Origin of the sequence: Kocuria sediminis, from assembly GCF_009735315.1 — a bacterium.
GTDB classification, from domain to species: Bacteria; Actinomycetota; Actinomycetes; order Actinomycetales; family Micrococcaceae; genus Kocuria; species Kocuria turfanensis.
The window spans coordinates 1-11347 of the sequence record NZ_WOGU01000028.1; the positions used below are offsets into that span (position 1 = coordinate 1).

At 64.7% G+C, this 11347-nt stretch carries 12 protein-coding genes and 1 pseudogene; 10 read left to right on the plus strand and 3 right to left on the minus strand.

Annotated elements, in window-relative coordinates:
• Nucleotides 1-168: 168 nt before the first annotated feature.
• The 5 genes from GMA12_RS17810 (at nucleotide 169) to GMA12_RS17830 (ending at nucleotide 4263) form a co-directional block, all read left to right on the plus strand.
• Complete coding sequence (locus tag GMA12_RS17810) at nucleotides 169-762, plus strand: hypothetical protein (protein ID WP_156270546.1); 594 nt, start codon at nucleotides 169-171, stop codon at nucleotides 760-762.
• A gap of 57 nt (nucleotides 763-819) precedes the next feature.
• Nucleotides 820-1038, plus strand: coding sequence for a hypothetical protein (locus GMA12_RS17815; protein ID WP_156270545.1), 219 nt, complete (start codon nucleotides 820-822; stop codon nucleotides 1036-1038).
• Between the two features lie 269 nt (nucleotides 1039-1307).
• Nucleotides 1308-2411 carry a hypothetical protein gene (locus tag GMA12_RS17820; protein ID WP_156270544.1) on the plus strand — a complete coding sequence of 368 codons (1104 nt, stop codon included), beginning with the start codon at nucleotides 1308-1310 and terminating at the stop codon, nucleotides 2409-2411.
• 127 nt (nucleotides 2412-2538) lie between these two features.
• The gene (locus GMA12_RS17825; RefSeq protein WP_062737464.1) at nucleotides 2539-2979 is read left to right on the plus strand and encodes a LexA family protein; all 441 of its coding nucleotides are present in this window, start codon (nucleotides 2539-2541) and stop codon (nucleotides 2977-2979) included.
• Between the two features lie 24 nt (nucleotides 2980-3003).
• Nucleotides 3004-4263 carry a Y-family DNA polymerase gene (locus tag GMA12_RS17830; protein ID WP_162459968.1) on the plus strand — a complete coding sequence of 420 codons (1260 nt, stop codon included), beginning with the start codon at nucleotides 3004-3006 and terminating at the stop codon, nucleotides 4261-4263.
• A gap of 19 nt (nucleotides 4264-4282) precedes the next feature.
• On the opposite strand, the gene GMA12_RS17835 is transcribed toward GMA12_RS17830, so the two are convergent.
• Nucleotides 4283-5155, minus strand: a complete 873-nt coding sequence (locus GMA12_RS17835; protein WP_156270543.1) for a hypothetical protein — start codon at nucleotides 5153-5155, stop codon at nucleotides 4283-4285.
• A 287-nt stretch (nucleotides 5156-5442) separates the two neighbouring features.
• On the opposite strand from GMA12_RS17835, the gene GMA12_RS17840 reads away from it, so the two are divergent.
• Both GMA12_RS17840 and GMA12_RS17845 read left to right on the plus strand, forming a co-directional pair.
• A complete protein-coding gene (locus GMA12_RS17840) occupies nucleotides 5443-6213 on the plus strand; it encodes a ParA family protein (protein ID WP_156270542.1) in 771 nt (256 codons plus the stop codon).
• A gap of 188 nt (nucleotides 6214-6401) precedes the next feature.
• On the plus strand, nucleotides 6402-6578 hold the full coding sequence (locus GMA12_RS17845) for a hypothetical protein (protein ID WP_156270541.1): 177 nt from the start codon (nucleotides 6402-6404) through the stop codon (nucleotides 6576-6578).
• A gap of 469 nt (nucleotides 6579-7047) precedes the next feature.
• On the opposite strand, the gene GMA12_RS17850 is transcribed toward GMA12_RS17845, so the two are convergent.
• Both GMA12_RS17850 and GMA12_RS17855 read right to left on the minus strand, forming a co-directional pair.
• Entirely contained in the window at nucleotides 7048-7374 is a 327-nt protein-coding gene (locus GMA12_RS17850) for a histone-like nucleoid-structuring protein Lsr2 (protein ID WP_156270540.1), read from the minus strand.
• 727 nt (nucleotides 7375-8101) lie between these two features.
• Complete coding sequence (locus GMA12_RS17855; RefSeq protein WP_156270539.1) at nucleotides 8102-9247, minus strand: hypothetical protein; 1146 nt, start codon at nucleotides 9245-9247, stop codon at nucleotides 8102-8104.
• A gap of 218 nt (nucleotides 9248-9465) precedes the next feature.
• Between GMA12_RS17855 and GMA12_RS17860 the strand changes: the two genes are divergently transcribed.
• The 3 genes and pseudogenes from GMA12_RS17860 to GMA12_RS17870 all read left to right on the plus strand — a co-directional run.
• Nucleotides 9466-10059 carry a recombinase family protein gene (locus tag GMA12_RS17860; RefSeq protein WP_156270538.1) on the plus strand — a complete coding sequence of 198 codons (594 nt, stop codon included), beginning with the start codon at nucleotides 9466-9468 and terminating at the stop codon, nucleotides 10057-10059.
• Nucleotides 10060-10442: 383 nt separating this feature from the next.
• Complete coding sequence (locus GMA12_RS17865) at nucleotides 10443-10694, plus strand: PEP-CTERM sorting domain-containing protein (RefSeq protein ID WP_156270537.1); 252 nt, start codon at nucleotides 10443-10445, stop codon at nucleotides 10692-10694.
• 402 nt (nucleotides 10695-11096) lie between these two features.
• Nucleotides 11097-11347: pseudogene (locus GMA12_RS17870) on the plus strand (hypothetical protein); the annotation flags it as partial.

Sequence of the window (11347 nt, forward strand, 5' to 3'; positions counted from 1 at the left end):
ACTCCTGGGACGTGGCCAAAGGCCAAAAGCTCAAACGCGGCGACGTCATCGGCACCGAGGGCAACCGCGGACGCTTCTTTTTTCCGACGCCCCCGACCTCGTCTTCCCCTACCAGGGACACAACATCGACCCCGAGCCCATCCTCAAACAGAAAGGAGCATGGCCGAAATGACCCGACACCGCCTGATCACCGCCCTGACCCTGTGCCTGCTGCCCCTGACCGCCTGCGGGCCCGAGGGGACACAGCCGACCAGCGAGCAGACCACCACTCCTGCCACGGCCACGCCCTCCCCCACCGAGCTCACCCCCGGAGAAGGCACCTTCCCCGATCCGGGCAGCGCGGACCGGGCCGATGTGGAGGCCACAGCCGAAACCGCCGCGCTGATGCTGCACTCCTGGGACACAGCCACCGACCGCACCCAAACCGCCGCCGCCATCCGCGCCACACCGTTGATGTCCCAAGAGTGGGCCGCCCATCAGGTCGAGCCCGAGCGCAACGGCAACCAAGCCGCCTGGCTCGAACCAGCAGAACACCAGGCCTACAGCGCCCCCAGCCTCATCCCAGCCGTCGGCGACGTCACCCGCGACGTCGCCGCAGACAAAGCCATCCGCGCCTACGACCTCACCTGGCGATGGATCAGCCGCGACAGCCACCCGATCGAGGCCACCGGCCAACGCCACGTCGTCATCTACCTCGAGAAGCACAACAACCAGTGGGACGTCGTCGGCCACCAGACACATGACATGGGTAGCAGCAAGTAAGCCCGACACGGGGACTTGACGCTGTTCACTGTCATGTACATGTGTCATGCTGAGCACATGAAGGAATACGAGCCCCCCAAGATGATCGGGCGCAGAGTCCCGTTCAGCATGCGGGTGCTCCCTGAACAGCACCGCCGCGCTTTTGAGAAGGCGGCCGCTCTTGGCCTGTCCCAGGCCGATTACATCGGTGCGCTGATCGACCGCGACCACGGATTGCCGAACGCGATAGACGATCGGCAGAACGCTGAGGAGCTTCCCATCACCAAAACCGCTTAAACGACTGACGGCCCGCCTTGCAGGGCGGGCCGTCGAAGTCAATCAGCTGTCGTGAGTTTGGCGACCTAGAACAGCTGGTTCAACAGAAACCGGATGAGAACCGCATATGAACCCATTACCAGGGGACTGTTGTGTCCCCTAGTGTACCTGAGGCGTTCCCGCAAGGGGACCCCTCCTCACTGACGCATGCCGATTTTCGGTCACACTCCTCCCCTGACGCTGCCCTCGAGACCGCTCGAGAGTTCCCCTCGCGTACCCGTCGGGTGCGGGTGGAGCATGAGCGTTCCAAGGCTGTCGTGCTGCGGGCGGTGCCCAAGGGGTGCCAGCTCGTCAAGCACGTCGCCGCCTGGCGCCGAGCCGTCCTGGAGCACCCCAGCCTGGAGTTGATGCGTGCCGATGCCCGGGCGAACCTGCTGGCCGTCGTCGAGATCATCTGCCGCCAGCAGGACCCCGCCTCGCGCACCTGGCGCACGACCTGGGACTGGGTCGCTGCGAAGATTGACCGCTCCCGCTCCACCGTGGCGCGGGTGATCCGTCACCTGCGCGAGGCCGGGCTGCTGGCCGTGGTGGCCACCGGCCGCAGCGCGGGGCGCACCCCGGCCGCCACCGGCCGCACCCAGGGCGAGGCCCCCGTCTACGCCCTCATCCACAACACCGTCCAGCCGGCAGTTGAGCCTGTGGAGATAACTGACACCCCGGTCCCCACGAAGTGGGAGAGTCTTTCCCCGCACGCGCGCGAAGAACTTTCCCCGAAGGACGCGGCTACGCCGCGACCGACCCGAAAACGCGCCGCACAGCGGCGCGAGGTGGTCGCCGCCCTGAGCCGTCGTACAGCCCCGCTGTGGCCCCGTCATGCGACGACGGAGCCTTTGACGGAACGGGTGACCCGTCGGGCGCGGAAGGAGACTCAACGGGCGGCGGCCCTGGAGCTCCAGCACGAGGCCATCGTGCTGCGCCAGCTCACAACCGCCCACGTGGTGAGCGTGTGCCGCCCGTTCTTCCAGGCCGGATGGACCATCGCTGATGTGCTCACCGCCCTGGACTGGACCCCTCAGGGCACCCGCTACGGCTTCCTGACCGTGGAGGGCATCGACAACCCCGCCGCCTGGTTGGGCGCCCGGATGCGCGCCTGGACCCACTCCGACGGCACCCCGATGCGGTCGCGGGACCAGCGGGTCGCCGCCGAGGCCGCCCAGCGCCGGGCGGCAGCACGGGCGGCCGCCGAACGCTACGCGGCCCGCACGGCGGCCGCCGCGGCCGTCCCAGCGTCCTCCTACGCCCATGGCCCTCGCCAGCCGTTCCGGCAACGTTGGGCCGCCCAGATCGCCGCCGGCCAGAACCAGGCCGCTGGTGCGCCCGCCTCGGCTCCGTAGCCGGACCCTTGGCGTGTCCGGTCGGCGGGGGAGAATCCGCAGCATCGGCACTAGCCAAACCGTATATCTGTACGAGTCAATTGTGTTCATGTGCTGAGCTTTAGAATATGTGTTCTATCCTGGCGGCATGAGACACCCAGTTCCGCTCACCATTGACCGCCCCGTGCTGGTCTCTGCGGTCCTGGTCCGAGTCCCGGCTGGCTTCCCCTCCCCTGCCCAGGACAGCTTCGACGACGGCCGGATCGACCTCAACGAGGTCCTGATCAGAGACGTCACCTCCACCTACGCATTCCGGGTCACCGGAGACTCCATGGAAGGAGCCGGGATCTACCACGGCGACGAAATCCTCGTGGACCGATCCATCACCCCCAAACACGGTGATGTAGTGATCGCCGTCTACGACGACGAGTTCACCGTCAAACGCCTGCACGTCCACGACCACGGCGTGGTCCTCCACGCGGAGAACCCCGCCTATCCCGACATCACGATTCCCTCGATGACCCAGCTCCAGGTATGGGGTGTGGTGACCTACTCGATCCACCACGTCCACTCCCGGAAACTGCACTAGCCGGGCCAAACAAGGTGGTACCCCGTGATTGCCCTGGTGGACGTGAACAACTTCTACGCCTCCTGCGAGGCCCTCTTCGAGCCCTCCTTGGCGAGCAAGCCGCTGGTGGTGCTCTCCAACAACGACGGCTGCGTGGTCGCCCGCTCCCCCGAAGCCAAAGCACTGGGGATCAAGATGGGTGACCCCTGGTTCCAGCTGCGCGCCGACGCCACACGCTGGGGACTGGAAAAGCGCTCCTCCAACTACCAGCTCTACGCCGACCTGTCGGAGCGGGTGATGCTGCTGCTGGCCCGCCACGCACTGGGCCAGGAGGTGTACTCCATCGACGAATGCTTCCTCCTCCCACCCCAGGGCACCCCCGAGGAGCAGACCCGGTGGGCCCGCCGACTGAAGGCCACCGTGGCCCGCAACGTCGGACTACCGGTGAGCATCGGCATCGCCAGCTCCAAGACGCGGGCAAAGATCGCCACCGAGACCGCCAAGAAGCTGCCCGCCACCGGCGGGGTGGTCCACTGGGACCAGGCCCCCGACGGGTACTGGGAGAAGCTCATGGAGGCCCTGCCCGTCACCGAGGTCTGGGGCATCGCCGGACGGCTGGCCAAGCGCCTGGAAGCAATGGGCATCGAGACCATCGCCGACCTGCGCGATGCCGACCCGGTGGCCATCCGCCACAAGTTCTCCGTGGTGCAGATGCGCACCGTCCTGGAGCTCAACGGCTTCCCCGCCATCCCCGTCGAGGACGAGGTCGCCACCAAGGCCCAGATCCTGGTCTCCCGATCCTTCCCGGACCCCATCTGGGACCCCGAGATCGTCGGGGCCGCGGTGGCCGAGTTCGCCCAACGCGCCTCCCGCCGGCTCCGGAAGGAAGGCGAGGTCACCGGGCGCTTCACAGTGTTCGCGAGCACCTCCCCGCACCGGCCCGGGCCCACCCACAATGTCTCCGCGCACGTGCGCCTGGCCGTGCCCACCAATGAACCCACTCCCCTGGTGGCCGCGGCCCGCGCAGCACTGGCGCCCAAGCTGGTGCACGGGATGTCCTACATGCGCGCCGGCATCCTCTGTATGGACCTCGCCCCCGAGGGGTCCGTGCCTGTTCTGCCGGGAGTACTCGAGCAGCCGGCCCCGATCGGGGAGCTCATCGACGCCGTGAACCGCCGCTTCGGCACCGGCACCCTCGCCCTGGGCCGACTCGGCGCCCACGCCCCCACCCCCTGGGCCAACCGCCAAGCCGACCTGTCCCCGCGCTACACCACTGACTGGGCTGAGTTGCGCACCGTTTCGTAAAAGTCGACGCGGCCCTGGGTCATCGCTGGACCGTCAGCCCTCGCCGGTACAGCGATACTGCCAGGTCCATCATGAACGCTGCGGCCGATCCGTATGTGGAGAGAGTTTCGTAGTCCATCCCGACGAGGTGGGGAAGCGAATCAGCTGATCCGGCCTCGGCAGCACCTTCCAATGGCTTGTGCGTTAGAGAGTGCAGCCCCGCCCACTCCTTGCTGTGGGACAAGCCGGAGCAGATGCGCCAGATGGACAGTAACCGCACATCCTGGAACAGCTCGTGACGGGCTTCCAGGTCTTTGAATAGCGAGGTCCACTTAGAATCCTGATTCCTAACCTGTCTCCAAGTGAGGGAGGGGGTGCCGTCGATGAGCTCGCGCATACGAGCGCGGGCCCGGCCAAGCTTCTCAATATCTCGCTGGGCGATCTCCTTGAGCTTTGAATCTTCGAGGTAATCCTCCATGGAGTATTGCTGCATCTGCAGTTCATCGTGTCGCAGGGCCCACCTTCGCGCGATCCGCTCGTAGCGACCGTGTGGAGACATCACCCACGCCACCTGAGCTGCGCTTTCCAGCGCCGCCCGCACCAGTGCGAACGGCCCATGGGCCCGGGCACGAACCTGTACATGGCCATCACCCTCCTCAATCACGATCAAGTCGCGGAGAGACGCCAGATTCCCTGCTGTAGCCACGAGGCCGGAATGGGCGAACATGCTGATCGGCCAACCGCCCATGTGTTTGTCATCTCCTGCAAGGGACGTTTTGGCGTGAACCGCCGGCGGCATCTTCATGGGGTCGAACGAGGCAAGGGAGTGGTCGAGCTTAATCAGGAACCGACGAAGGTGAGCCAGCTCCTCTTCAGACACGGAGAGCAACGACTCCTGGGGGGATTTAGTCATGCCCTGAGCCTACGAAGGAGCTCGAATCGACGGGGAGTTTGCCATGGTGCGAGCTAGCCGCCGACTCACTGAAGTAAGTCAGCGGACGAGGACTGCCGCACATTTTCTCGGCCCTGGCGGGCCTCCAAAATGATTGCCAAAGGGAAGCAGCGGGAGCCTCAACGCCCGGACAAGACCAGCATCTACATTTTTTGGTAGATAGATCTCTAGCTATCATGGTGGCTAGCGAGCAAGCGAGGTATATGTATAGCTAGATAAAATGCTCCCTAGCTTGGTAGCATGAACGCATGCAAACCCTGATGGTCTACAGCGAATCTGGCGGTGTCACCAAGACGACCACCGCTGTCTCCCTAGCAATGGTCGCTGCCGCTGAGGGGCACCAAGTAGTACTCGTTGATCTCGACCCCCGTGCGGCTTCCACCAAGTGGTTCGGAGTGCAGCCATCGGCTGAAGGAATGCACGTCGGTGCGATCTTGGGTGATGAGAATCCTGAAGGCTGGGCCGAGGATCTCGCGGTGCCCAGTGGGTGGCACCCGAACCTGCGGGTGATTCCCTCGGCTCGCAACGTCTCCAACCGGGAGGCAGACCGGGCTGATCATGCGGAGCTGCGGCTGAAGATCTCCCTGACCGGTCTGTCGGCCGATGTGGTGGTCATCGACTGCCCCAACCGGCAGGGCGGTCCGTTGACGCTGTCGGCGTTGAACGCGGCGGACACCGTGGTCTACGCCGCCACCGCCACCAGCGACGGCATCGACGGGGTGGAAGGGGCCCGGCGCACGGTCGCCCAGTTCCGCCGGCACCGCCAGCATCTCGGCGCCCCGGACACCCTCACCGAAGCCGGCATCGTCGTGGGCGGGGTGAAGGAGACGATCATGAGCCGGGCGGCCGTGGCCAGCCTTGAGGAGCTGCGGGCCACGGGGTTGTTCCTGGAGCCGCTGATCCCCGACCGGGCCATCGTCCAGGAGGTGCGGATTTCGGGGGAGTGGTACGGCCAGTACCGCAAGGGCGCCCGGGTGCTGGATGCCTACACCGCGATCGCGAAGAAGGTGCTGCGATGACCGAGAAGCCCGAGCGTCCCGCCTCGCTCCAGCGTCGCCGGCCCCGCCCGGCCCCGGATGAGCACATCGACCCGGTCGACTACACACCCCCACGCGCTACCTCACCCCAGCCCGCGACACCGGTGGTGTCGTCCCCGCCGGTGGTGTCGTCCCCGCCGGTGCAGGCGGCACCGGCAGCGGAACCCGCGGTGTCTGCGCCCAAGCGCGGGCGGGGGCGGCCGCGCCGGGAACCCACCATCCAGCTCGGGGTGCGGGTGGCCCAGGACGTCTCCGACCTGATCGAGGAGCTCACCGAGCACGACGGCACCGCCCGGGCCGTGATCGAGAACGCGGTGCGCGCCTACGCCCAACAGATCAACCGATAACACCCGGGCCCCGGTGGGGGAGGGGCGTAACTGCGGGCTGTTTTCCCATGGTCCAAGAGGAAGGAACCCGGCTCACCGGTGGTGGTGGGTCGGGTTCCTCATTCTTTGGACAGGCGGCGGGATGGGGTGGGTGGTTCCGTGGGTTGTCGAACGACGCGGGTGCCCACTCCCCGTCCGTATGGGGCCAGGGCTGACCCCCAGCGAGGGGCAGTTGTCGGGGGCCGAAGGGACGACCAGCGCTGTCCAGTGTGGACGCGGGGCGTCCCGGCAATCCTGGGCCGGACAGGGACCGTCAGTCCGTCACCCGCTGCTCACCGAGAGGAAGTGACCACGCTAACGGCTCCCGCGCTCGAGCTCTGTCCCGAGGCGTTCGGTGGCGATGCCGCGGCCGTGGCTGCTGGCACGAGCCCCGATGTCCCGGATCACCCCGGACAGGTCCGAAGGCGTGTCCGGGTGGGGGAGTGGGGGTCTACTGAGCGGCGTAGTAGGCGTCCTTGACGGACTGGTGGATCCGGCCGCGGTCGGAGACCTTGTATCCGTTGTCCTTCGCCCAGGCGCGGATCTTCGCCGTCTCCGGGTTACCACCGGAAGAGGGGGACGTAGTGGTCCGGGTGGGTTTGGACTGGGCTCGCCGGCCAGCGGCTGCGTAGGGGCGCAGGGCCTCCCGCAGCTTCTCGGCATTGGCGGTAGAAAGGTCGATCTCGTACTGCCGGCCGTCCAGACTGAACTGGACGGTCTCGTCAGCAGGACCACCCTCGAGGTCGTCTTCCAGAATAATTTTCACGCTCTGCGCCAACTCAGCCCCTTTTCATTGATTCCATCATGGCTTGCACCGTCAATATATACACGGCTGAATTACTCTAGCCGAACTAACTTCCCATGGGTGGGCTGAAAATCTGCCTGGCGCTCTCCCCTGCCAGGGGATTGAGAAGCAGGAGTCATCCGGATCCTCCGTGAGGGCGTGTCGGACCTTATCTCGAACCTCGACGTAGGAGCCGTGGCGCTACGTGAGCAGGGCGACGGATTCTGTGGTTGTCAAACCTTGCTACTCTGCCTTCGTCGACGAGTTCCCTATTGGCTGTATCTGTCAGGTATTTCTCGTAGATTCGCGCTCGATTATCAGCGTTATGCATCCGAGAATTTACGGCAAGAGTGAGTAGTCCCAGGAACGTCACGGCCAAGACCAACAGTGGTATCAATGGCTCAATTACGCCCTTGCCCGCGCTGACGATCAGGGCTGAAAGACCGATAAGCAGGGCCACTCCAGAGGTGTTGCCCGCGCTTCCGCCCCGAGCTAGTACCTCTGTCAATACGAACAGCTTGTCGCCCTCGCTCAACTCTCGAAAGGCCTGCACATCCTTGGGCGTGACACGCCCCCACCGCGTATGCCGCTTCATCAGCTCTCGGCGGCGGCGGCGCTCAGCCTCGGTACTCAAAGGAACGCTGGCTGCTGAAAAGCGCTTCGACGGAGATCGCCTGGGTGATCCCCCGCATGAGTAGTTGTTGCCACCAGTCCCCGTCTATCAATCGATCACCACAGGCAGGAACGTGAGGTGTGCCAGTCGCTTCTCGTCATCACTAGCCAGAACTTCGTAGTCCCCACGGGAAGCCGGTTCACTTGCATCGATCAACCTTTGTGTGCGCGGGTGTGCGCTGATCGCTGCGTGAGCCGAATCAATCAGATCGGTGACATTCCTGTGGCCGCGCATGAACACGATCAGCGCGATGCGGGACTGCCGCCACAAGGTGTACCTGGTCAGTAGTTGTTCCAGTCCGGCAGTCAGTGCCTGAGGGCCCTTCCAAATCTTGCATTCACCCACGAAAGCGTCGCGGTCCTTCCATCGCAGCAACAAGTCTGACTTGCCCTGACCGATGAAAGTCTCACCCGTGACCTGTCCCTGGAAGTTGGCGTTTAGCACGAACAGCAGCACATCACGCAGTGTCTCTTCGTCCTGCTCCAGTAGTTTTTTGGTTGTTCCCGGCAGGCGCTCGAGTGCTTTTGAGAACGAAGCGATTGTCTGAACGACCGATTCCGCCATGTCATCGGCCAGAGCCCACTGTGGCGCCCCAGTAGCCGCCGCCTCTTCGAGTACCCGCATCGACAGCGGCGCCGGTCGAACGGGTACCTCAACACGGCCGCTTGTTGGCCGTGTCAGCGGCACCTGCAATTGCTCCATCGCCCCACGCAGGGCCCGAGTCATCTTCCAACGTGGCTGCAGCTCTGCACGCAACGTTTCCGCGAATACAGCCTGACGTTGCCCGATTATTTCGTTAGCGGTGCGTACGTCCTCGAGGAGTTTCTCCTCGATTTTTGTGACAAGTTGGGCAAGTTGGTCAGCGAAGTCTTCCCCGAGTTGGTGATCAACGTTGAACGCGAACTCGGCGACCGACTGGCCACCTGTTGATTGTCCTCTACTCACCATTTCGCTCACCTCTATGAGCAGTTTCAAATCACCACGAAACGGGTACTTCAATTCGAACCGGCTTCCGTCATGCTCGTAGTAGCGATCGGCTACGTCGATGACGATCGGCTGCGGTGCGTGTGTGATAAGGAGCTGTTCGAGGATGACTTCCAGTGGCCGATCGGCGAGATCGTCGGCCATAACTGATGCGGCGACGCGGATAGCAGCTGCACGCAATTTTTCAGTTGTGATGTCCTCGTTTTCCACCTCCCCACCATAGGACGGGCGATCCCCTGTTTAGGGCAACACCCCGAGCTCTGAGGGCACAGGACCCATCGTCTCTCAAGCCAGGGGATGCGAGACGTCTCGTCCGGGAAATTTGCTCCCGCATGATTCCGCGGATCCGGGTGTCTCGCATCCTTGTGCTTTATCCATGCCCCTAGAATCGGATACTCAACGTCAGTTGCGAGACAGATGAGGTGGACATGGGGAAGCTAATCGGGTACGCCAGGGTGTCGACGCGGCAACAGGACGCCGACCGTCAAGTGGCTGACTTGCTCGCCGCCGGCGTGCGACGCGATGACATCTATGTGGACCATGGAGTGTCTGGAGGACGTGCGTCCCGTCCGGCCTTCGACAAGGCGGTGGACGCGCTCGAGGAGGGCGACACGCTGGTCATTACTACACTGGACCGATTGGGGCGGTCGACGCAGAACATGCTGGCCTTCGCCGAAGCACTGCGAGGCAGGGGAGCCGGGCTACGGGTGCTCAACCTGGGTGGGGGAGACGTGGACACCGCGACCCCGATGGGGTCGATGGTCTTCACGGTGATGGCCGCCCTGGCCCAGATGGAGCTGGAGATCAAGCGGGAGCGGATCACCGACTCGGTGGCCAAGCGGAGGGCCGCCGGCAAGGATCTGGGCGGGCGGCGCCAGACCTTCACGGACTCGCAGATCCGCAACGGGCTGCGGCTGATCGAGGGCGGTGAGCCGGCCACCCAAGTGGCCAAGGACCTCGGGATGTCGCGGGCGACGCTCTATCGGCGGATCCGGGAGCTGCCGCAGGCGACGACCATCTGAGTACGTTGTGCGTGTGGACATCGTGATGCGTATGGCGCACCTGTGCGGGCCTTTTCATCGCGCGGGGTAAACGGGCATGACGACTACGCCGGGTTGCTTGAGCTCCGGGTGGCTTCATCGGAACCTGCTCGAGGTCCCCTATGGGTTCCACATATGGCCTCTTCTCGTACAGCAAACCAACCCAGGTGTCACCCACTCTTGCGGTAGTGCCGTCGCCCCATCAGAGGCAGGCAGGGGGTGAGCGGGGCCTCCATCCTGTCTCAAAATGTGGACACGTGACACGCGTCCTCTCTTGATTACTGGGGAGTCACGTTACTAGCCTGTTTTGCATAGACAAACGTCTAGTGCTCATCCCCGGGAGGCTCCCCATGGCAGGAATGTTGATGAGCATCGCCACAGGCGCGGGCGGCACGGCAGCTGTGGCGGCCATGATCGAGCTGAGCTTGTCGGTCGGAACTAGTGCTGCACCCGAGCCGGCGGCGATCGTTCTGCTCCTCATCGCGGCGGTGGCATTGATTGCCCGTATCGTCGTGGACTTCGAGTCCCAGTCGCGGCAACATGCTGATCGGACTAGGGCACAGATCCAGGCCCGTCGGCACCACCAGCAACAGCAACTCCTGGAAGCAAGGCCATAGCTACCGCTACAGCCGTTCGCGCATCAACACTGAGAGCCACAATGGCAGGGTTCTTGTGAACTTCTCAGCGACGCAGCTTGACCTAGGACACGGTTAGCGGCGGACCGTGCTGCTGTAGGGATTTGTCGATGGCGGGGTCGCATCTGCTTAGTATCCGCCCGTCGTCGACTTCCGCAGACCATGGTGAGCCTTCTAGGGGCGACCGGTTTCTTGATCGAATCTCCATGTGGGCTCGACCCGACCGCCACCCGGGCGCCCCATCCTGGGGGCAGTGCCGGGGGAAGGCGCAGGGCAAGGTGCAGGGGAGATGCAGGGCCTACGGACGGGTTCCGGGCGCCTGCTGCTTCCTCCTCATCGGGCCCTAGTGCCGCCCGGGTCCGGGCACCACCAGGAGGGGTCGAGATGAGCAACGGCGGGGACTCCGCGGTTCGTCCGCAGGACGGCCGCGGCGCCGGTCGCACCGGTCGGTGGGGTGGCACGCCGCGCCTGGTCGGTGTGGACGCGGCCCGCGGCCTGGCGCTAATCGGGTTGATCGCCGTGCACATCCTGCCGGAGGAGACCGAGACCACCGGGGAACCGACGTGGAGCTACCTGCTCTTCGCCGGGGACTCGGCCGCGCTGTTCGCGCTGCTGGCCGGGGTGGGCCTGGCCCT